This window comes from Enterobacter sp. CPE_E863 (assembly GCF_046521465.1).
Classification (GTDB): Bacteria; Pseudomonadota; Gammaproteobacteria; order Enterobacterales; family Enterobacteriaceae; genus Enterobacter; species Enterobacter adelaidei.
Genome location: NZ_JBKFZX010000004.1, coordinates 110288 through 132283, shown reverse-complemented (window position 1 = coordinate 132283; position 21996 = coordinate 110288). Strand labels below are relative to the sequence as shown.

Sequence of the window (21996 nt, the reverse complement as noted above, 5' to 3'; positions counted from 1 at the left end):
TGTATGACAACTGTGCTTGGTAGGAAAATCAGGTATCAAAAGAAATTGGGTTATTAAAAATTAGGGGCCATCGGCCCCTTAATTGTTTTAGTCTGTGAACATTGAACAATCGAGGTGGGATAGTGCTTGTTCGTAGCTGTCTTTGTTGTTCGTCTTACGTAGTTCCACCAGCTCAACAATCACTGGACTTAAAGCCAGAGATTGAGGCTCCCAGACGCGCTTGCATTTGACCGCCATGTTGGCATTTACGTCTGTAACAACGTAGAGAAACTCAGGCGCTTCTTTCAATGTCCCCAGGCCCTTTGCCATATCCACAGCCTCAGAGTTCTTATAGCTTCGAGTAAAGCTCAGCTCGTCTTGGGGAATGTAGCTGGCAGTCGCCGCAGCCAAACCTGACACCATGCCTTTACCTGCGCTTTTTGCAATGGCCGAGCTGGTAGCTAAAGTTGGCATTACGGCCTGCCCCATTTGGCTGGCGGATGCCGCCGCCAAGCCTGAGGCGATGTTCTTCCCTGCATCTTCGGCAGTGGCTGAGCTGGTGGTGAGCATCGCAGTTAAAATGATTGTTCCAAACATACTTAATTCCTCTATCAATCCATAAAGTCCGACTTTTTGAAGGGCATAGTGCCTTTGCAATCGGGATAGGCGGTGCAGCCCCAGAACTTAGAAGCTCGCTTCTTGCCGGGCGCTTTTCCTTTCCTGAGACGCATCGGGCTACCGCAATCTGGGCAGTCTGGACAATCCTCAGCCGCGATACGCTTCTCGGGTTTCCCTCGGTTGTCTGGGAACGTCTTCTTGCAAGCCTCGTTCTGGCAGCCCCAGAAAAATCCGTTCTTCCCTTTGATCCGGTGCATCTCTCCACCGCAGTTGAAGCATTCGTGTGAAGGCGGCTTAGCGCCCTCGAAGGCTTTAGCCATCGCGCCACCTTCTTTGGTCAGAACCGGTGCGGGCACTTTGAGCTGCTCAACCATTTGGCAGATCCAGGTGGAAATCTGCTTCATGAAGACAGACATATTCCCGGAGCCGGAGGCGACTTTCTCAAGCTCCTGCTCCCAAGCCGCAGTCATGCCGGGTGATTTGATGGCTGGTGGAAGCACTGCGATAAGCGCATGAGCCTTATCAGTTGCAAGCAGTACCTTTTTCTGACGTTTGAAGTAGCCTTTATCAACAGCGCCCTGGATGATGCTTGCGCGTGTTGCTGGAGTGCCTAAACCGGCTGTGTCTTTGAGAATTTGCTTGAACTTCTCCTCAGTCACGAACCGGGCAATGTTCTCCATCGCGGCAAGCAATGTGGCTTCGGTGAAGTGCGGTGCTGGCCGCGTCATTTTGTTTGCCAGCTCGGCACCATTAAGCAAAGCGGGTTCGCCCTGGCTAACCCTGGGGAGCTTCTCTTGTTCAACCGGCGCGTCGGTGTCTTCCCCCTCGTCCTTGGGACTGCTTTCACTATCAGAAGCAAACAAAACCTTCCAGCCTTGTTTGGCAGGTGTCTTACCAGAGGCCGCAAAGAGGTGACGCCCACACTGCACCTCGATGGAGGTTTTGGTGAACTCGAACTCGCTGTAGAACTGCGCGATGTAGAAACGACGGATGGCGTCGTAAAGATTGAACTCGATCTCAGACATGGCACTGATGTCTGTTCTGGCCGGTGTTGGAATGATCGCGTGGTGCGCGGTCACTTTGGCGTCATTGAATACCCTGGCCTTGCGATGAGGATCTGCGCCAGCCACCAGCCCAGAGACGTTCTGATCGGACAAAATGAGCGCCTGGAGAATGTCCGGAATGTCTTCCTTTTGGCTCTCGGGTAGATAACGACTATCAGTACGAGGGTAGGTGGTCGCTTTGTGCGTCTCGTACAGAGCTTGAGCTGCATCCAGTACCTGCTGAGCGGTGTATCCCCATCGTTTGCTTGCGTATTGTTGCAGCGACGTTAGATCGAAGGGGAGGGGGGCTGACTCTTTACCTGGTTTGGTTTCTGCTTTGCTGATAACAGCATTGGCACCATTGACCTGGGAGGCTACCTGCTCGGCATAGGCCTTATTGACGCACCGGCCTTGCTCGTCACTGCACTCTTCTGGTGGTATCCATTGGGCGGCAAACTGTCCATTCTGTACGGACACGTTCACACCCAGAGTCCAGTATGGTGAGGGGGTGAAACCGGCGATCTCTCGGTCCCGTTGACAAACAAGAGCGACGGTTGGGGTGATAACCCTGCCAACGTGAAGAGTGTGGTTGAAGCCGACATCTCGGGCCAGCACTGTGTAGAGGCGGCTCACGTTCATGCCTACCAACCAGTCAGCGCGTTGCCGTGCCAATGCGGCGTAGTAGAGTGAGACCGTATCCTTGCCATCCTTTACGTTGTTCAGCGCTTTCTTGATGCTTGACTCATCGAGAGCCGTCAAACAAACCCGGCGAATAGGGCCAGAGTAGCGGAATCGATCCAGAAGCGAACGGGCGATAGCCTCACCTTCTCGGTCGTAGTCCGTTGAGATGTAGATGGTGCTCGCCTTTTTGACCAGTCCCTCAACAATTTTGTACTGTTTGAACGCACTCTTGCGAACGTTGTACCGCCATGACTCTGGTGCAATAGGGAGGGTCTCCAGTGACCATGACTTGTAGCGTTCGTCATAATCGTCTGGCATATACAATTCCAGCAGGTGGCCGAACGCCCACGTAATAACGCGGTTTCCTCCATCATGGAGAAATCCATCACCTCGTTGGGAGGCCTTCATTACGCCAGCCAAATCTTTGGCCTGAGAAGGCTTCTCGCAGATATAAAGGTCCATTAAGCAGCTCCTCTCATCTTTGATTCCAGATTCGCCAGCTCAGCCCAGCTTTGGGCCAGACCTTTGACTTCGGGGTAGTCTCTGGAGAGGTTTTCGAGGACTCCAGAAATGACATAGGCCGCTTCGCGGGAATTACCCCTCGAACCGGCCTCCTGGAGCATGATTGATAAAGCGTCGAAGAGCTCAGCCTTACGGCTTGGCTCTGTCTGGTTTCTTATTTCAGAGCTTTGCATGGGTTCACCACTGAATAGGGACGCACGGACTCGCGCACAATGCGGCGATCTGCGTCAGTTACAGCCTGGCTGGTGCAAAAGTGCGTCCAGGCATTCAGATAATCTTGATAGGTGTGGGTAGGTGGTATGCAGCCGGTTACAACATCCTTGGGGATGTTTGTAGTCCCCTCGGCTTCCACAAAGCGCCAATCGTGCTCGTCCATACCTTTGCCGCCATCGCAATAGCGTTCCCAGCGTGACAACTCGTACAGCGAGTAGCCTTTGCCTTTATTCATGGACTTGAAGGTATTGATGGCTTCGTTCACATCCCCGTGCTGCTTGATCCCTGCTGGAGTTTTATCTGAACCAGCGGAGTCATCTTTGACCTTGTTCATCGTTGCGCTGACATTACCGTCGCCCAGCACATGGATATAACCAGGTTGACGTAATGCAGCACCACCGCGCCCCATGTTGTCCCATGCCATCGACAGTTCCCGGCTAACTCGGGCAGGTTTGTCATTTTCGGCAGGGGCAGTCTGGGGCTGAGGCTTTTGCTCGGGGGCGTTAGAGGCACACCCGGCCAGAATTGCCACTCCCAGAATTGCTATCAGTTGTCTCATCGTGTCGTTCCTCATCAAAAATTGTCGATGAGCCCATTCTAAAAGGGGGGGGATGGAAAGCTGGTTTCTCAAACTGCCCAAATTGGACAGATAGGCGTGTGTGCGATCTAAAGGTGTTTTGAGAGCATGTAGCGACGAGAAATACGATAGGAATATGGTCAACCTACATGCTGAAAGCCCTTAACAAGTTATTTGGTGGGCGAAGTGGAGTGATCGAGACCGCGCCGAGCGCCAGAGTGTTGCCGCTTAAAGACGTGGAAGATGAAGAAATCCCTCGATACCCACCTTTTGCCAAGGGCCTGCCAGTGGCCCCACTAGACAAGATACTGGCAACCCAAGCTGAACTGATTGAGAAAGTGCGGAACTCTCTCGGTTTCACTGTGGACGACTTCAACCGGCTTGTTTTGCCGGTGATCCAGCGGTATGCCGCGTTTGTTCACCTGTTGCCAGCTTCCGAATCACACCACCACCGTGGCGCTGGTGGTCTGTTCCGACATGGGCTTGAAGTGGCCTTCTGGGCAGCTCAGGCATCTGAGTCAGTTATCTTTTCCATCGAGGGGACGCCTCGGGAACGCCGTGACAATGAGCCGCGTTGGAGACTGGCGAGCTGTTTCTCTGGGCTGCTGCATGATGTGGGTAAACCGCTCTCGGATGTGTCCATTACGGACAAAGACGGGTCAATCACATGGAACCCGTATTCGGAGTCACTTCATGACTGGGCACACCGTCACGAAATCGACCGTTACTTTATCCGGTGGCGCGACAAGCGACACAAAAGACATGAGCAATTCTCGCTGCTGGCGGTGGATCGAATTATTCCGGCTGAGACTCGGGAGTTTCTGTCCAAGTCTGGCCCGTCCATCATGGAAGCGATGCTGGAAGCTATCTCAGGAACCAGCGTCAATCAGCCTGTGACCAAGCTGATGCTTCGCGCTGACCAAGAGAGCGTCTCACGGGACCTTCGCCAGAGTCGTCTCGATGTGGACGAGTTCTCCTATGGTGTGCCCGTCGAGCGTTACGTGTTCGATGCCATCCGCCGCCTGGTTAAAACCGGAAAATGGAAGGTCAATGAGCCAGGCGCGAAAGTCTGGCACCTCAACCAAGGTGTATTCATTGCCTGGAAACAGCTTGGGGACCTTTATGACTTGATCAGCCACGACAAGATCCCCGGTATCCCACGAGACCCTGACACACTGGCCGACATTCTCATCGAACGTGGTTTTGCTGTACCAAACACGGTGCAGGAGAAGGGTGAACGTGCGTACTACCGCTACTGGGAAGTTTTGCCTGAGATGCTCCAGGAGGCGGCGGGTTCGGTGAAGATCTTGATGCTCCGACTCGAATCAAACGACCTGGTGTTTACGACTGAGCCTCCTGCGGCTGTTGCTGCGGAAGTTGTTGGTGATGTTGAGGACGCTGAGATTGAGTTCGTTGATCCTGAGGAAGCCGATGACGGTGACGACCAAGAGGAAGGTGAAGCAGCTCTGAACGATGACATGTTGGCCGCAGAGCAGGAAGCAGAGAAAGCTCTAGCTGGCCTTGGCTTTGGTGATGCGATGGAGATGCTGAAAAGCACCTCCGATGCTGTCGAGGAGAAGCCAGAGCAAAAAGATGCGGGACCAACGGAATCATCTAAGCCTGACGCTGGCAAGAAGGGTAAGCCGCAGAGCAAACCGGGCAAAGCAAAACCGAAGAGTGATACGGAGAAACAACCCCATAAACCAGAGGCAAAAGAGGATCTGTCCCCTCAGGACATTGCCAAAAACGCACCACCTTTGGCAAACGACAATCCGTTACAAGCACTCAAGGATGTTGGGGGTGGACTGGGGGACATCGACTTCCCGTTTGACGCATTCAACGCATCGGCAGAGACAACCAGCACTGACGCAACAAACTCAGAAATCCCAGATGTGGCAATGCCCGGAAAGCAAGAGGAGCAGCCAAAACAGGACTTCGTTCCACAAGAACAAAACTCCCTGCAGGGCGATGACTTTCCAATGTTCGGTGGTTCTGATGAACCGCCATCATGGGCGATTGAGCCGCTCCCTATGCTGACTGACGCACCAGAACAACCAACGCACACGCCAGAAATGCCGCATACGGACAACGTTAATCAGCATGAGAAGGACGCAAAGACCTTGCTCGTTGAGATGTTGTCTGGATACGGGGAAGCATCGGCGTTGCTTGAACAAGCGATCATGCCTGTTTTGGAAGGTAAAACGACGCTGGGCGAAGTCCTATGCCTGATGAAGGGGCAAGCCGTCATTTTGTACCCGGATGGCGCTCGGTCGCTGGGTGCGCCGTCAGAGGTTCTCTCGAAGCTGTCCCACGCCAACGCGATTGTTCCGGACCCGATTATGCCAGGTCGCAAAGTTCGTGATTTCAGCGGAGTGAAGGCAATTGTACTGGCGGAGCAGCTTTCAGATGCAGTCGTGGCGGCCATTAAGGATGCCGAGGCGTCAATGGGTGGATACCAGGATGCCTTTGAGCTCGTCTCTCCCCCTGGCTTGGATGCAAGCAAAAATAAGTCTGCACCGAAACAACAAAGCCGAAAAAAGGCGCAGCAGCAGAAGCCTGAGGTTAATGCCGGTAAAGCCTCGCCTGAACAAAAGGCGAAAGGTAAGGACTCCCAGCCACAGCCGAAGGAGAAGAAGGTCGATGTTACTTCTCCGGTTGAAGAGCAACAGCGCAAGCCGGTCCAAGAAAAACAGAACGTGGCTCGCCTTCCTAAGCGGGAGGCTCAACCGGTGGCTCCTGAGCCCAAAGTTGAGCGTGAGAAGGAATTGGGACACGTCGAGGTGCGAGAAAGGGAAGATCCAGAGGTTAGGGAGTTTGAGCCGCCTAAGGCGAAAACAAACCCGAAAGACATCAACGCGGAAGATTTCTTGCCGTCTGGTGTTACGCCTCAGAAAGCACTCCAGATGCTCAAGGACATGATCCAAAAACGCTCGGGCCGATGGCTCGTGACACCTGTCCTGGAAGAGGATGGCTGCTTAGTAACCAGTGACAAAGCCTTCGACATGATTGCCGGTGAAAACATCGGCATCAGCAAACACATCCTCTGCGGGATGCTGAGCCGGGCACAGAGACGCCCTTTGCTCAAGAAACGTCAGGGAAAATTGTATTTAGAGGTAAATGAAACATGACAATGAGTTATGACCCGCTCGCCTACGAGATGCCGTGGCGGCCCAACTATGAAAAAAATGCTGTAGCAGGCTGGCTTGCCGCCTCCGGCGCGGCTTTGGCCGTAGAGCAAGTCAGCACGATGCCGCCGGAGCCATTCTATTGGATGACGGGGATCTGTGGCGTGATGGCGATGGCTCGTTTGCCCAAGGCTATCAAACTTCACCTGCTCCAAAAGCATTTGAAGGGGCGTGATCTGGAGTTTATTTCCATTGCGGAGCTCCAAAAGTACATCAAGGACACGCCGGACGATATGTGGCTTGGTAGTGGGTTCCTGTGGGAAAACCGCCATGCCCAGCGCGTGTTTGAGATCCTGAAACGCGACTGGACTTCCATCGTAGGGAGAGAGTCCACGGTCAAAAAGGTTGTCCGGAAGATACAGGGTAAGAAAAAGGAGCTGCCAATCGGCCAGCCCTGGATTCACGGGGTAGAGCCCAAAGAAGAGAAGCTGATGCAGCCACTCAAGCACACTGAGGGGCATTCGCTGATCGTTGGGACCACCGGCTCGGGCAAGACCCGTATGTTCGACATCCTGATTTCACAGGCCATTCTGCGTGGGGAAGCCGTGATCATCATAGACCCGAAAGGGGATAAGGAGATGCGGGACAATGCCCGACGTGCCTGTGAAGCTATGGGGCAGCCGGAAAGATTCGTCTCATTTCATCCAGCATTCCCGGAAGAGTCGGTGCGTATCGACCCTCTGCGTAACTTCACCCGCGTGACTGAAATCGCAAGTCGTTTGGCAGCGTTGATCCCGTCCGAAGCAGGGGCCGACCCGTTCAAATCATTTGGATGGCAGGCACTGAACAACATCGCTCAGGGCTTGGTCATCACTCATGATCGTCCCAACCTGACAAAGCTCCGCCGATTCCTTGAAGGTGGCGCTGCTGGCTTGGTCATCAAGGCCGTTCAGGCTTACTCAGAGCGAGTTATGCCCGACTGGGAGGCAGAAGCAGCGGCTTACTTGGAAAAAGCCAAAAACGGTTCGCGTGAGAAGATCGCTTTCGCGTTGATGAAGTTCTACTACGACATCATCCAACCTGAGCACCCGAACTCTGACCTGGAAGGCTTGCTGTCGATGTTCCAGCACGACCAAACCCACTTCTCCAAGATGGTGGCGAACCTCCTGCCGATCATGAATATGCTGACGTCCGGGGAGCTAGGCCCTCTGCTGTCTCCAGACTCATCTGATCTGAGCGACGAACGCCAGATCACCGATTCCGCAAAAATCATCAACAACGCTCAAGTTGCTTATCTGGGGCTCGACTCCCTGACCGACAACATGGTTGGTAGTGCTATGGGGTCCATCTTCCTGTCAGACCTGACAGCGGTTGCCGGTGACAGATACAACTACGGCGTCAACAACAGACCCGTAAATATCTTTGTTGATGAGGCTGCCGAGGTGATCAACGACCCGTTCATCCAGCTCCTGAACAAAGGTCGCGGTGCGAAACTTCGTCTTTTCGTTGCAACTCAGACTTTTGCTGACTTCGCAGCTCGACTGGGTAGCAAAGACAAAGCGCTCCAGGTGTTGGGGAACATCAACAACACGTTTGCTCTGCGTATCGTCGATGGTGAAACCCAGGAGTATATCGCGGATAACCTGCCGAAGACCCGGCTCAAGTACGTCATGCGGACTCAAGGCCAGAACTCGGATGGCAAGGAGCCCATTATGCACGGAGGCAACCAAGGCGAGCGTTTGATGGAGGAGGAAGCTGATCTGTTCCCAGCCCAGTTATTGGGAATGCTTCCGAACCTGGAATACATAGCCAAAATTTCAGGCGGAACAATCGTAAAAGGCCGTCTGCCCATATTGACCCAGTAAGAGCAGAGCTATGTGTGACAAGAAGTATAGAGATTACGAGGTAGCCATCATGGTCGATGTGAACCCTTTCGACAGGGTTATGAATGAATTGAAAAGTCGTGGCCGCAAGAACGCTCACATCCTGAGCATCCTCCAATTCGACTGGCCTGCATCGGAGGCCATCATCGAGAAGCTGAGCTGCTACATCACAGACGGGATTAAGGCTAATCAGGAGCCTGTGATTTACCCGATCATTGAAGAAGCTCTGCATCGCTACAGCCAGCTCGTGTTTCATGAGCAGAGAGAGAAATATGAAGACCCGGCCAGAATTGGGGCATTTCTGGAAACCCTGATCACCGAAACCTGCCGGGCGTTGGAAGTGCAAATTGTCGATAGTGGCGGTGATTCATGGTCTGTCGATTCAGGAGAGTCGTTCTCACTGTGGCTTTCTTCCCATCCAGGAGAACTATCCATTAACCCGCAGCCCCATGAGGATGAGACCTCTTTGCGTGGCTTGCTGTATGAGCTCATCACCTGTGAGAGCGTGAAAACTGTTTTAAGGAGAACCGACTATGAAGAAGCCGTGGTTGCTGGTCGCATGGCTGCTGGTTATTGAGTTGCTGGCAATATTGCTGCTGATCCCTGGCGACTGGACAGACAGAGCCATCAAAAGGGAATCCGTGCTGGTGGAACAGAGTCTTGGTGTCGAAGCAAGAGACTGGATACAGAACAAAGCATCTACCTGGTTCAGGTCGAGCGTTATTGATTCAGGCTTCTATGAGGGGATGTACCAAACGCTGATCCCATCAGAAGAGGAGCGCCAGAAGTCCAAGGGGATGCAGGATATGGGCAAGGGCTGGTTTGTGTGGGTCAAAGGCCGCATGGAAGCCTTTGTCAACGTCATTTACCAGTTCTACACACGGTTGGCGCTGTTAGCCGCGTGGGCTCCCTATATGCTGATCCTGTTCGTACCTGCGGTATATGACGGGATGATGACATGGCGAATTAAGCGGACCAACTTCGATTATGCGAGTCCGGTTCTCCATCGTTATAGCGTTCGCGGAACGATGTACCTGATGGCCGGATTGTTCATCGCGTTCTTCATCCCCATAGCGCTCGATCCGGTTGTCATCCCGATGACAATGATGACGTGCTGTGTCCTGGTTGGCCTGACGTTCGGCAACCTCCAGAAACGGGTATAGGGAGGGAGGATGAGCTACTCCGTTATAAATCAAGATGGGGTGCATCTGTGCGACATCCCATTGAACGTCTACCAGGTGATACGTCGCCAATCCTTGTCTGCGTTGTGGCTTTACTGGGCGCAGAGCTTGAATTTGGTGAAGGTGCTCATTGCTTGCGTCGGAAAGATGATCTTTGTGATGCCGGTAATGTGGTTCTGGGTGCTGGTGGTGTGCCGCTTGGTTGAACCAGAACGTATCTCAGACGTGCCAGGACTTATCTCTCCGGACGTGATCGGGTGGGCCGCTGGTGCGGCCATCACCCTCATTATCTATTCCGTTTTTACACGCCCAGCTTTGTACGGATACCACAACTTTTTCAAGCAGCATATTTGCTCAAGAGTAAAGCAAGTAACGCCGGAACTCAGAACAGTCACTGGGCCACTGTTCTTTTACCGAAACGAAATTGGAACGATATAGAGAGGAACCATGAAAGTAACCAATAAACTCAAACTGCTGGCACTGGGGCTGTGTATGGCCGGTACTGCCATCGCGGCTCCTGATGTGCTCAATGACGACGCAAAGCTCAAGAACCTTGAGAAGGTGTGTCCCGACTGTAAGATGGTGGCAAAAGATGTACTCAATCTGCGGGTTGAAAACTGCCAGCTCAAAGACACTTCCAGTGCAATGATGATTGGCACCATGCAAAATGACCCTATGTTTTCGTTTATGCTGGCAGTACACACAGCGGCAGGCTCGGAGGCATACAAAACGGTAGTTGGTGCCGCTGGCAACCATGTTGACTGTGAAAACCCGTTGAACTGGATCAAGCTGACCCAGCAAGCGATTAAAGGAGGCAAAGTCTAATGCGTAAGAGAGATTTCTTTTTTGGAGAGGTGTATGAGGGGGGTGCAGGAGCCACTCTACGACTGAGTGATATGGAACCATTGGCAAGAAAAGTGTCGGCAGAGTTCTTCACTGCACAACTGAACCGTATGCTGAAAGAGCATGACGGTCAGTTGACGCTCAGCGATGGAACGTCGTACCCCAGCTTTTGGAGCTTCATCGACAAGGTTGTTCCAGAGCAGGTTGGTTTCGTGGAGATCTACGCTCGGCAGGATGTTAACGATAATGTTGAAGCGACACTGGCGTGTGACATCGTTTTGGTAAATGGTGTGATCACCGTTAAACCTCACTGGTGTGCTTACAAAGACATCAGGGCTGACGAAGTGATTTCCACCTTACTGGTGCCTTTGCATTTGAAGGCTCTCCAGGGTAAGGCTTACATTCGCTGGGATGATGGTGAAACCGAACCTCTGTTACAAAACGACGACTATCAGGCTGAACTTGAAAATGTGTTTAGTGTTTCCAAGTACCCATCAGCCATGAGCTGGGGCGATACAGCAGACCAGAAGGTTAAGCAGTACAAGATGGACCTTGAGTGCGCCACAGATGTTGGTTGTCGAGGTGTCTCATCAGAGCAAGCATGGGATGCTTATCGAGAACTCCGTTACAATAGAACAGTGTGAAACAAGCGGCCATTGGCCGCTTTGAACTTTCACATGTGAAAGTTTTTCGCCTCCCGCTCTTATCATCTCCTCGAATAAACCTCCATAAAGTGCCCAAAATGGGCCGTAACAGCACTGTTCCTAGATTGATCAATTAAGAGACGATTACTCCGTGATGACGACAAGTTATTTGGAGGGTCTATGTCCGCACAAGCTCACGTCAGAGAAAGCGAAAGCTCATCTGGTTCATTCATCTCCTGGCAGTTCCTTGTCTGGCAGGTGATGTTCGTTATAGGTGTTGTTGCAGGGATGAACCTGGAACACGCATTCAATTTTCTAGGTTAATGGGAGGAAGTGTGAACCTTAATAAACAATTTTTCTGGTTTTTGATGAACGCGGTGCTGATGTGCATCTTCATCGTTCCAGTGGCCGTCGCGTTTTGGCTGTCTGCTTTTGCGGCAGGTTTTGACTGGAGTCAGTGGGTTAAGTTGGCTGCTGATACGGCCAACAGAGCTGCAAGTGACCCGGCCAAGGCTCTGGGCACGGTTCAGACCTACTGGGGCATTCTCAGCTTCTTCCTGCTGGCGGCGTACAGTCTGATGTTCAAGTTTAAAGCCAATGCTAACAAGGAAGTGAAAACTCTGGGGGTGGCCCGACCAGCCAATGAAGTTAGCGTTGCGGCTTCGGAAAAACATTCGGAAGCGGTTCCTCAAAATCAATAACCGATCCAGTAAACGCAAAAAAGGCGGCTTAGGCCGCCTTTTTTTATTTGTCGCTGGAAGTGCCCGAAAAGGGCGCGAAGCCGTGGCAGAAAATCAGTGACCCTGAATGAGAATACAGGCCACTAGGAAAAGAAGAGGGTTGCTATGAAGCCTGTAAAGATACCGCGCCGGGTCGATGAGCCCCCGCATCTGCTGTTGTGGAGCGCAGATGAGTTGGCCCCGATGCTTTTGGGGCTAACGATAGGGGTCATCATCGGTAAGGCCCTGATCTGCTTTCTGGGGGGGTTACTTGTAACCAACCTTTATCGCCGATTCAGGGATAACCATCCGGATGGATACCTGCTCCACATGATCTACTGGGCCGGGTTCATCATGACCAAGGCCAAATCTCTCAAGAATCCGTTTGTCCGGAGGTATTTGCCTTGAACCTGAAAAAGTATCTCAAGACCTGGGAAGGGACCCAAACAGAAAATAAGTGGGGACGAATCTTCCAGGGTGGTCTTATTGCTATCGTTTTCCTGCTGGTGGTCCAAGTATTCAGCAAGGAAACCATCGTCACTATCCAGCCTTTCACGCTCACGGAAGAAGCCTGGGTGACGAAAAATAACGCCTCTCAGTCCTATAAAGAGGCTTGGGGTTTCGCTTTTGCTCAGCTCCTTGGCAATGTGACGCCAGGAACCGTTGACTTTGTGAAAGAACGGATCACCCCGCTTCTCTCCCCGAGCATCTATCAGGACGTGATTGATGCCATCGAAATTCAAGCTCAACAGATCAAGAACGACCGCGTAACCATGCGGTTTGAGCCGCGTTTTGTTGAGTACGAGCCCAAGAGCGACAAGGTGTTTGTCTACGGATATTCCTACGTCAAAGGGGCTTCTTCTAACGAAGAGCGTAGCGAACGCTCCTACGAGTTCGCCATCAAGATTTCAAACTACGCGCCCGTGCTGGACTACATCGACACCTATGTAGGAAAGCCACGCACCAAAACTGTTTTGGAGCAACTCCAGCGCAAAGAAGAAAACCGGAGAAAGCATGAAGAACAACGCTAAACTTTCGCTCCTGGCGCTGTCCTTGGCGCTTGGAACTTCAATGGCCTATGCCTCGGATGACATTCCTGTTGTCCCGGCCAGTGTTATGAAAAAGGATGTTCCTGCCCCTGTGACGTCAGGACAAAGCTCCCATGAGGTTGTGGGCAGCATGAATGAAAACCCCTTACTGACGATGAAGCCGGGGGTTAACCAGATCATCCCGATAGCCGTTGGTCATCCGAACCGAATCGTCACGCCTTTCAGCAATCCTGAGATCGTTTCAACATCTCTGACCGGGGCGACGGATAACGGCCAGTGTGGTGAGGTCTGCATCAAAGAGAATGTGGTCTATGTCGCCACGGATAAGCAGTATCCGGTGACTATGTTCATTACTGAAAAAGGCTCGGAAGCCCAAGCTCTCAGCCTGACGATGGTTCCCCGTCGTATTCCGCCCAGAGAAGTCTTTCTCAAGCTCGATGGTGGTGTAGGTATCACTGGTGCTTTTGCCAATACCAAGGCTGAGACCTGGGAACAGAGCCAGCCTTATGTCGAAACCATCCGGTCAGTATTCCGAAAGATTGCTCTTGGTGAAGTCCCTCAAGGTTACACGTTGAACCGCATCCCTGCTGGTGCTGCGGTGCCGAGCTGCGCTCATCCTGGGGTAAAGGTGGATTTTAGCAAGGGGCAATACATGATGGGCCACCACCTTAACGTGTTCATCGGTGTCGCCCTGAACGTCTCTGATCAGCCTATTGAGTTCAAAGAGGCGTTGTGTGGGAGCTGGGATGTGGCTGCGGTGACTACGTGGCCGCTTAACGTGCTTGAGCCCGGCCAGAAGACGGAGATCTATGTGGCGAAGAAGCAGAAGCGTGGTCTCGCACCAACGTCTAAGCGTCCATCGCTGCTGGGAGGTGCCCAATGATTAAGCGATTTTGGACACAGTTAGACCCCAACAAGAAGCGTTGGGTGTCTATCGCTGGCGGCGTCTTCGTTCTTTTTGCGGTCGTGACAATGTTCTCTGGTGAACCCAAGAAAGAAGAGAAGCGCGGTCGCCAAGAAACCATCAAGCACGTTCTCACAGACAAAAACACCCGTGAGATCGGGATAGATTCGTTGTCTGCCGATGTGAAGATGGTGTCTCGTGAAAACTCCGACCTGAAAAAGGAGCTGGAACGAGTCAAGAAAGAGCTGGAGGAAACCAAAACCACTGCCGGGAAATCCAGTGATGTTGGCCGTGAGATGACCCGCCTTCGTCAAGATTTGGACCGCCTGACCCAGAAGAACATGGAATTGGCTAAGAAAGTCGAAACCGGCGCTGCTGGTGGAAAAACATCCTCTTCATCAGAGGATGCCAGAGCCGATGTTAATGGTGCATCTGGTGGTGATGGTCAGTTCATGGAGAAAAAGCTCGACTACAAAGATCCAGCATCCTTTTTTCGGGACGCACCGCTTCCTGACTCGAAGGGTGGGGCTCCTGCAACTGGCAAGGGAGACGGTCGTGATGCAACTAAACCAGGCATCCAAATAGTGAGCTACTCGCAGAAAGCGCCAGAAGTTGAAGAGAAGGACAACAAGGATGATGAGTCTATCTACCTACCTTCTGGCTCCATCCTGACAGGGGTGCTCATCAACGGTATGGACGCACCAACATCTCAAGGTGCTCGTCGAGATCCGTTCCCTTCGACCCTCAGGATTCAGAAAGAGGCTATTTTGCCTAACCGCTTCCGTGCGGATGTTCGTGAGTGCTTCCTGATTGTTTCAGGCTATGGAGATCTCAGTTCAGAGCGAGCGTACCTGCGTGGCGAGACCTTCTCGTGCGTTCGGGATGATGGGGGGGTCATAGAAGCGAAGCTGGATTCCTATGCAGTGGGTGAAGACGGTAAGGCCGGTGTCCGTGGTCGCGTCGTATCGAAGCAGGGGCAAATCATCGCCAAGAGCTTGATGGCAGGCTTCCTTGGTGGCGTTTCCGAAGCCTTTGACGTCAATCCTGTGCCGGTCGTCAGCACTAACCCTGGCTCAAATACCCAGTACCAGTCTGTGTTCTCCGACCAGATGTTGCAGGGAGCAGCAGTGAAGGGGGCCAGTAAGGCGCTAGATCGCATCGCTCAGTTCTATATCGACATGGCCGAAGGCATCTTCCCCGTTATCGAGGTCGATGCTGGCCGTCAGGTAGACATCATCGTGACCAAAGGAACCAAGCTACAAATTCGTTCCACCGGGGGAACCAAGAAATGAAAAATTTGAACATTTTGACCAGAAAGGGCAGTTCCAGAGGCGAGGCTCAAAAGGAACAGGCAGTAAGATCCGCAAAGATGTTGGGGGTGGGTGCAGCGCTACTTATTTTGTCGGGCTGTTCGACGTTCAACATCGGCAAGGATGAGTATAGCTGTCCGGGAATGCCGAATGGTGTTCAGTGTATGTCAGCGCGAGACGTTTACGCCGCAACCAATGACGGAAATGTCCCGCGCCCAATGAAACCAGAGGAAGTCGAGGCCAAAGCGGAAGCGGATGGCGAAGGTTCCTCAAACGTTTCAGCGAACTCATCTAGCTCCGGAGACCCGGTGATTGACAACTATGTCGCACCGCGTCTTCCGGATCGCCCGATTCCAATTCGTACACCAGCACAGGTTATGCGGATTTGGGTAGCTCCCTGGGAGGACACCAATGGTGATCTCATCGTGACAGGGTATGTCTATACCGAAATCGAACCGCGCAGGTGGGTGATTGGGGATGGCACACCGCAAAGTGAGCCAGTTTTGAGACCGCTGCAAACGGTACAACACGAACCGAAGTCTGAAACAACCAAATAGGAGATGTTCTTGATGAACGCAAATCAGTTGGCGAATGCCTCAAGTAAAAACAACGCACTCTTCCTCTTCCTGGGGTTGATGGTGGTAGCCTTCCTGCTCGTGCCGGATCAGGCCCACGCTGGTACTGGTGGTACAGCGTTTGACGACGTATGGGTAACTCTCAAGGATTGGACCCAAGGTACTTTGGGTCGAATCGTTGCGGGTGCGATGATCCTGGTCGGTGTTGTTGGTGGTATCGCTCGCCAGAGCCTCATGGCTTTCGCTATGGGTATCGGTGGCGGTATGGGCCTGTACAACTCCCCGACCGTAGTGGAATCCATCATGTCTGCTACTCTGGAACATGCAGAGAAGGTCATCCCGGCTGTTGTGCAACTCAGCAATGGCCTGGGGGTGTAAAAGACACCTTGCCGTTAATCAACGGGTGATAGGGGCAGCCTAAAAGCTGCCCTTATTTTTTGGCAAAAAGTCCAGTCATAACAAATTCCAACTATTTCCTTATTTGCTCAAAAAGGGCACTTCCACAGCCCATGTTTATGCACTCCCTCCCGTAACCTCCAGCATTGGGTTCTTGTAACTCAAAACGAATGGAGAATGCGATGATCAATTTCAAGCCTAAAATTCCGGCGATGCTTGGGGCTCTGGCGGTTCTTACCGCTGGTGCTGCTCATGCAGAGCTGCTGGAATACACCTTTAAGGCTCCAGATGGTACGCAACGGTCTCTGACTCCGAATGCCAACTATGCCAACCCAACGGGCAATATCTCGTTTGCCTTGAGTGCCGGTATCGACCGAAAGGTAAAGATTTCGGTGATTCGGTCGGATGGAACAGTGGTTTCGACAGCGACCAGCCACCTTCTTGGGGCTACTGATCGCATCACAGTGGGTGGAAAATCCTACTATGGTGCGGAACTTCAACTACCGGCTCCTTCCGAGGGAGTCTACAAACTAAGGGCCGAAATACTGGCGTCAGACGGAAGTTCCGTTCAGACTGATGAATACCCGCTTCAAGTCGATACGACAGCGCCAAGTTTGGCAAACGTGACAGTAAAAGGGGAATGGAACCGGGCGCTTTCTGATGGAACGCTACTGCGAGGTCCTAACCGATTTTCAGGTATAGATGTGTCTGCATCTGATGCCGGTTCTTCGGTTTCCTCTATACAGGCGTATGCTGTAGATAGCAAAGGCAAGAGGAGTCCTGTTGTCTCGGTTAATTACGCCAACGGCCAAGGCCAGTTGTTGAACTGGAGCACTGTGTTCCCTAATGGGGAGGATCTATATACGCTTCATTTCGAGGCCCTGGATAAAGCAGGGAACAAAGGGTCAATAGCCTATCCTATTGCTTGGGATTCAGTAGGTGCAAAGTCTGGAGAGAATCCTGAGCCAGTAGCAGTGTATGACCCTAAGAACCCGCAGGCCTCAACTTTTAAGGTTAATGGTCAGGCCCTATCAGGTTTTGCGCCTTATCAGAACGGAATGACCATTTATTCCGATACCTACAGGGTGCTCTACCGGATACCCAAAACAAACTCCTATCCTTCTTCACCTTACGGTGCTCAAAGCGGTAACTGGTGTGATTATAAAAACTGTATTGAAGGCAATATCATTGCCGAAGACGGTACATATGATTATCGGCAGACGCAAGCTGATGTATTCCAGCAACATGGGACAAAAACTAAGTCGTTTATTATTTACGACTGGGTTATGAACTCTCTTGGTAATACATCCGTCAGTGTGAAAGCTGATCCATCGGTTAGCTTGGCTCCCATCGGTAAGTATGTTGAATATCTTAGGGATGATGGTCAGTGGGTCCGCGGTGAAACCATTAATATGAGCTCAGTTAACCATTATAAAAAACTGAGATTTCATGTTGAGCCGAGACCTTACGCTCAGGAGTTATGGGGATCTTGGTTGCCTACTACTAAAATTCCGGCAAATGCTTCTTATGCAGAAGTGGATACGGATATATCGTTCAGTGGGCGCTCATGTTCATGGCCTGGATATTGGTCTCGACCGGAAGGGAAGCCTGAACTTCCGTCTGATCGGATTGGGGCAACGTTCTGCTATGACCTTAACCCTCCTGAAATTGCTGGGTTAGAACGAAATGGGCGGATTTTTAAAGCTCATTTCCGTGAGCCTGATTCATTTGACGGTTGGGGTGTTAACCAGTGGGTTATTTCTAACAACTCAAGTGCGTCTGCGATAACCTCGACTGGCGAAGAACGTCCGTTGTCTCGTACTGAAGTTCTTCGTAGTAGCACAAATGATTGGTTTTTCACATTTTCTGCTGAGAATCTGTCAGAGGGCACATATACCGGCATATCTCTCGTAGCTAAAGATGCTTTCGGTAATGAGGTTAAGCAGGTATTCACTGGCTCCCAATATGCTATGAGCATAGATAATTCAGCGCCGACACTAACCGTATCGATCAGTGATGGAGCACCAATCCAGTCTTTGGATGATGTTGTAATCACCTTGACTGATACTGCCGACCCGAGTCCTAAGCTGACCTCTATTGCCCTCGTCGGAGGCCCAGCCGATGACAAGGTGCAGTTGTCTTGGCGTGAGGAGTCGAAAGGTCGATTCCGCCTTGAGTACCCGGTAATGTTCCCGTCTTTGAAGGAAGGGGAATCTTACACGCTGACTGTTTCCGGTGAGGACGCACAAGGCAACGCGGTTCAAAAGGCGGTTGGCTTCGAGTACAAACCGCGTCAGGTGATGCTGGCGGATGGGATGGATGGCAAGGTTATGGTCCCCGCTGTCACTCATGAATTTGTTCATGCAGATGGCAAGCGGATCATCGAGACCAAGCCGCTGACGCTCAGTGATGGTGCTGTCGTGACAGGTTCATACGACGTGTTTGCGACCCTCCGTTCTGATGCGAAAGTGCCGCTGGTGGTGAATGGGGTGCGTATCGAGCCGGGCCAGACAATGGGGATCATGAGCCAACATGATTTCGGTGCGTCAGGTGGTCGTTTGAGCATTCCGGTTAAACCGGCTGTTCCTGATGTGGTCGGCTCTTCCAGTCTTCTTGTCATGACCTCCGCGCCGAACTCACCCATCTTGGTTGTGGACATCAATACCTGGAAAGGGACGGCCAAGCTCTCGGCTGAATCATGGACAATTCGCCAGGTTATTGACCCGGTGAAAATCTATGCCCTGCCAGAGTCGGGTGTGCCTTGCCGGTTCACCACGAAAGAGGATGTGGCTATGGCCGCAGACCCAATTCGTGACCCGGTGTGTTTGCTCCAATGGGACAGAACTCCGGATGAGGCTGAACAAACTACGCAGGACAACAACGGGATGAAAGTTGCCGGGCTGGTGGGGCAGGCTGTGAGCATTGGTGAACAACCTGTCGAATACAGCCTGTACCTGTTCAGTGGTGACGGTTCCAAGGTAAAAGTTGGGTCTGGCTCTCAGAACCTGACGGTAACTACTGCCTATGGCTCTGTTGGTTACACCCCGATTGATGACATTGCTCAGGTGAATCGCGTCATTGAAGACTTTGATGTGAACTTCAAGCAGAGCAAAGGTCCTGATTGTTCAATCACTCTCAGTGCTGACCGTGCGAAAAACGAGGCCGCGAACAAAGCTGTTGGCAGTGCAAGCCGCACCTGTCTGTTCGAGTGGCAGCAGATCCCCGATGGACTGGTCCAAGACCCGTTATCGGAATCTCCTTCGTTGTCAGGTTCCCTGGCCGAGAACGGTGATCACCCTCTGGGGTGGCGGGTAAGTATTTTCACCCGTAACGGCACTCGGGTGACGTTGAACGACGAGACTTTCAATGTCGAAGCGGTTGACCCACCAGCTCCGACCGTTGAACTAGCCTCCGACTACAACTTCAAAGACAACATCTACTTGGTGCCGATGACAGGTAACTACCTGGGTGATGCCATTATCAACTCTGAACGAGCTGATCTGGATATTGCCATATCGCGCAACTCTGATGTTCTTGAGTCTGAGACCTTCACTCCGGGATGGGGTGCCACCAATAAGGTGTATCGCCGCATCAATACCGATGAGCGAGCGTTGTGGGAGGAGACCACCTACAAGGTGAACGCGGCCTACAACAAGGTGCCTGATGTGAAGACTGAGGTTGTCTACCGGGCTATCTCTGCACCTTCTGACAGTATCCGTCCTATCGTTGAAGTTAAAGGTGATACCGCGATTGACACCCAGGCATTGCCGGTTAGGGTTCTCATCCGTGATCAGTACAAACCTGATGGTGACTATGACGCTAACACGATGGGGGTGTGGAAAGTACGCCTGATCCAGCAAAAGGCCTACAACGAGACGGTTGCGCTCACTGATTATGCGGAAGCATCGAACGGTGAAGCTCAGTTCTCAGTAGACCTGTCTGGTGTGGATACTTCCTCCGTCCGTATCGCTGCTGAGGCTGTTCTGGAAAGCCCTGTTGAGGGTTACAACCGCACAGAGTTGTCTATCAGACCTGCCTTCTTGACAGTGCTTCGTGGTGGTGCCATCGGTGCTGGCGTGGAGGCTCGCAAGTTGTCTGGTGAAGCTCCGTTCACTGCTGTGTTCAAGCTATCTTTGGACGACCGTCAGGATCTCCGGGCTACCGGCCAGGTTGTGTGGGAAACCAGTAAGGACGACGGTAAAACCTGGGAGCAGTTCATCCCAGAAGATCGATACAAGTATCAGCTTGTGAAGACCTTCGACAAGGGGGAGTACCAGGTTCGGGCCAAGGTGGTGAACGTCAACTCAGGTGCGGAAAAGTACACCGAAGCGGTCAGTGTTGTCGCTTACGACAAACCTGATATTGCTGTTATCGGCCCGACCACGTTGTTTGTCGGAAGTGAAGGCAAGTACACAGCGAACCTGACGTTGAACGATGAGCCAATCTCCGGTGGCAATGCCATTGTTGAGTGGTCTACTGACGGTGGCAAAACCTACGCGCAGACAGGGGATAGCATCACGCTTTCGAGCGATGAAGAAACCCGATACCGCCTGTGGGCTCGTGTGCGCTCTGCCACTGCACCGGCTGATGACGGCTATGCCTATGAAGTTGCGAAAACGGCAGTTGACTTCCGAGCAGTGAAGGCCCCCCGTCCTTACGTGACAGGGCCGCGAGTCATTGAGACCGGTAAGAAGTATGTGTTCAAAGCCGAAACCAGCCTGCCTTACCGTGGGATGGACGTGAAGCTGAACGGGTTCTTCACGCTGCCTGATGGCTCAATTGTGCAGGGTGATACTGCTGAGTACGTGCCTTCGGACACTGACCTCAACCAGGCTACTGTAGAAACGAAGTACACCACCTGGATCGAAGGATACCGAGATCAGGGTGCAGAAGCCTCGCATAGCCTACGCTCCCGCGTGTGGCAGTATGTATGGCCGAGCTTCGGAATGCAGGTCAGGAAGAACGCTGACGTGGCTCCTGCGACGATCACCGCGTCAGTGCGGCCAATTGCCTTCAACGGCAAGCTGGAAGAACCGACCTACGAGTGGGAGTTGCCGGAAGGCGCAGTGATTCAGGATCAGCGGCAGGATATTGTCCGGTCCTTTGTGATCAATGAGCCGGGCGATTACAACATCAAGGTGACTGTCCGTGATGCTCGCGGCCATGAAACCGTGATCGAGCAACCGCTCAAGATCGGCCAGGCAGAGCCCTATGCTATCGACCTGCAATACTCTGGCTCGAACAAATACGAGCGTGAGCCTCTGGATGTGCTGTTGCGACCGTACATTTCTGGCGGCCACCCACGCGACCGTATTTCGACTCGCGTCTACTCGGTAGATGGTACGCCGTTGGAAAGCAGCGGTTACTACGGCAGAGCAACTCTGGGCGCTGGTGAGCACAGCATCAAGCTGAAAATAACCTCAGAAATGGGGCATGAAGCTGAGGGCGAGGTGAACATCAATGTGGCAGAGAACAAGTTGCCTGCATGTAGCCTGAGCTCACGAGAGACCGTTGGGTCGTGGATCGTTTATGCGAACTGCGAAGATACCGATGGCCGCATGAAGTCCTACGAATGGACCATTGCCGGTGAGTTGCAGAGCATCAGCTCTGATCGAGTGACTATCAGCAAGGGCACCTATGAAACGATGCCGACCATCTCTCTGGTTGGGGTCGATGACTCTGGTGGCAAATCCGAAGCTGTTACCATGAACTAAGGTTCATTCCTCTCAAAGCC

Annotated in this window: 19 protein-coding genes; 15 read left to right on the top strand and 4 right to left on the bottom strand. The window is 52.4% G+C overall.

Annotated features, from left to right (window positions below):
• Nucleotides 1-87: 87 nt before the first annotated feature.
• The 4 genes from ACLHV8_RS26065 to ACLHV8_RS26050 are packed head-to-tail and all read right to left on the bottom strand — an operon-like array spanning nt 88 to nt 3615.
• Complete coding sequence (locus ACLHV8_RS26065; RefSeq protein WP_000468105.1) at nt 88-576, bottom strand: hypothetical protein; 489 nt, start codon at nt 574-576, stop codon at nt 88-90.
• Between the two features lie 14 nt (nt 577-590).
• On the bottom strand, nt 591-2783 hold the full coding sequence (locus ACLHV8_RS26060) for a DNA topoisomerase 3 (protein WP_000366822.1): 2193 nt from the start codon (nt 2781-2783) through the stop codon (nt 591-593).
• Nucleotides 2783-3016, bottom strand: a complete 234-nt coding sequence (locus tag ACLHV8_RS26055; protein ID WP_001191892.1) for a hypothetical protein — start codon at nt 3014-3016, stop codon at nt 2783-2785. Before ACLHV8_RS26055 ends, ACLHV8_RS26060 begins: the two co-directional genes overlap by 1 nt.
• Complete coding sequence (locus ACLHV8_RS26050) at nt 2998-3615, bottom strand: hypothetical protein (protein ID WP_001249396.1); 618 nt, start codon at nt 3613-3615, stop codon at nt 2998-3000. Before ACLHV8_RS26050 ends, ACLHV8_RS26055 begins: the two co-directional genes overlap by 19 nt.
• Before the next feature lie 167 nt (nt 3616-3782).
• Here ACLHV8_RS26050 and mobH point away from each other — a divergent pair, with 167 nt between their 5' ends.
• The 15 genes from mobH to ACLHV8_RS25975 all read left to right on the top strand — a co-directional run bounded on the left by mobH (nt 3783) and on the right by ACLHV8_RS25975 (nt 21976).
• The gene (gene mobH, locus ACLHV8_RS26045) at nt 3783-6761 is read left to right on the top strand and encodes a MobH family relaxase (RefSeq protein ID WP_001337757.1); all 2979 of its coding nucleotides are present in this window, start codon (nt 3783-3785) and stop codon (nt 6759-6761) included.
• Nucleotides 6758-8623 (top strand): conjugative transfer system coupling protein TraD, encoded by a 1866-nt coding sequence (gene traD / locus ACLHV8_RS26040; protein ID WP_000178856.1) that lies wholly within the window; start codon nt 6758-6760, stop codon nt 8621-8623. The genes mobH and traD overlap by 4 nt, the downstream gene beginning before the upstream one ends.
• Nucleotides 8624-8672: 49 nt before the next feature.
• Nucleotides 8673-9218, top strand: a complete 546-nt coding sequence (locus ACLHV8_RS26035; protein WP_000228720.1) for a hypothetical protein — start codon at nt 8673-8675, stop codon at nt 9216-9218.
• On the top strand, nt 9175-9804 hold the full coding sequence (locus ACLHV8_RS26030) for a DUF4400 domain-containing protein (protein WP_000743450.1): 630 nt from the start codon (nt 9175-9177) through the stop codon (nt 9802-9804). Before ACLHV8_RS26035 ends, ACLHV8_RS26030 begins: the two co-directional genes overlap by 44 nt.
• A 9-nt stretch (nt 9805-9813) precedes the next feature.
• Nucleotides 9814-10260 carry a hypothetical protein gene (locus ACLHV8_RS26025; protein ID WP_000122506.1) on the top strand — a complete coding sequence of 149 codons (447 nt, stop codon included), beginning with the start codon at nt 9814-9816 and terminating at the stop codon, nt 10258-10260.
• A gap of 9 nt (nt 10261-10269) precedes the next feature.
• Complete coding sequence (locus ACLHV8_RS26020) at nt 10270-10647, top strand: hypothetical protein (RefSeq protein WP_000869261.1); 378 nt, start codon at nt 10270-10272, stop codon at nt 10645-10647.
• Nucleotides 10647-11309: a hypothetical protein gene (locus ACLHV8_RS26015; RefSeq protein WP_001231463.1), complete on the top strand. Its 663-nt coding sequence runs from the start codon at nt 10647-10649 to the stop codon at nt 11307-11309. Before ACLHV8_RS26020 ends, ACLHV8_RS26015 begins: the two co-directional genes overlap by 1 nt.
• Nucleotides 11310-11644: 335 nt before the next feature.
• On the top strand, nt 11645-12010 hold the full coding sequence (locus ACLHV8_RS26010) for a hypothetical protein (protein WP_001052531.1): 366 nt from the start codon (nt 11645-11647) through the stop codon (nt 12008-12010).
• A 144-nt stretch (nt 12011-12154) separates the two neighbouring features.
• Entirely contained in the window at nt 12155-12436 is a 282-nt protein-coding gene (traL, locus tag ACLHV8_RS26005; protein ID WP_000805625.1) for a type IV conjugative transfer system protein TraL, read from the top strand.
• On the top strand, nt 12433-13059 hold the full coding sequence (locus tag ACLHV8_RS26000; RefSeq protein WP_001049716.1) for a TraE/TraK family type IV conjugative transfer system protein: 627 nt from the start codon (nt 12433-12435) through the stop codon (nt 13057-13059). The genes traL and ACLHV8_RS26000 overlap by 4 nt, the downstream gene beginning before the upstream one ends.
• Nucleotides 13043-13960, top strand: a complete 918-nt coding sequence (locus ACLHV8_RS25995) for a type-F conjugative transfer system secretin TraK (RefSeq protein WP_000794249.1) — start codon at nt 13043-13045, stop codon at nt 13958-13960. Before ACLHV8_RS26000 ends, ACLHV8_RS25995 begins: the two co-directional genes overlap by 17 nt.
• Complete coding sequence (locus ACLHV8_RS25990; RefSeq protein WP_024131605.1) at nt 13960-15273, top strand: TraB/VirB10 family protein; 1314 nt, start codon at nt 13960-13962, stop codon at nt 15271-15273. Before ACLHV8_RS25995 ends, ACLHV8_RS25990 begins: the two co-directional genes overlap by 1 nt.
• Entirely contained in the window at nt 15270-15848 is a 579-nt protein-coding gene (gene traV, locus ACLHV8_RS25985) for a type IV conjugative transfer system lipoprotein TraV (protein ID WP_000793435.1), read from the top strand. The genes ACLHV8_RS25990 and traV overlap by 4 nt, the downstream gene beginning before the upstream one ends.
• Nucleotides 15849-15926: 78 nt before the next feature.
• Nucleotides 15927-16244: a TraA family conjugative transfer protein gene (traA, locus tag ACLHV8_RS25980; protein WP_064754699.1), complete on the top strand. Its 318-nt coding sequence runs from the start codon at nt 15927-15929 to the stop codon at nt 16242-16244.
• A gap of 200 nt (nt 16245-16444) precedes the next feature.
• Entirely contained in the window at nt 16445-21976 is a 5532-nt protein-coding gene (locus tag ACLHV8_RS25975; RefSeq protein ID WP_000606833.1) for an Ig-like domain-containing protein, read from the top strand.
• Nucleotides 21977-21996 lie beyond the last annotated feature (20 nt).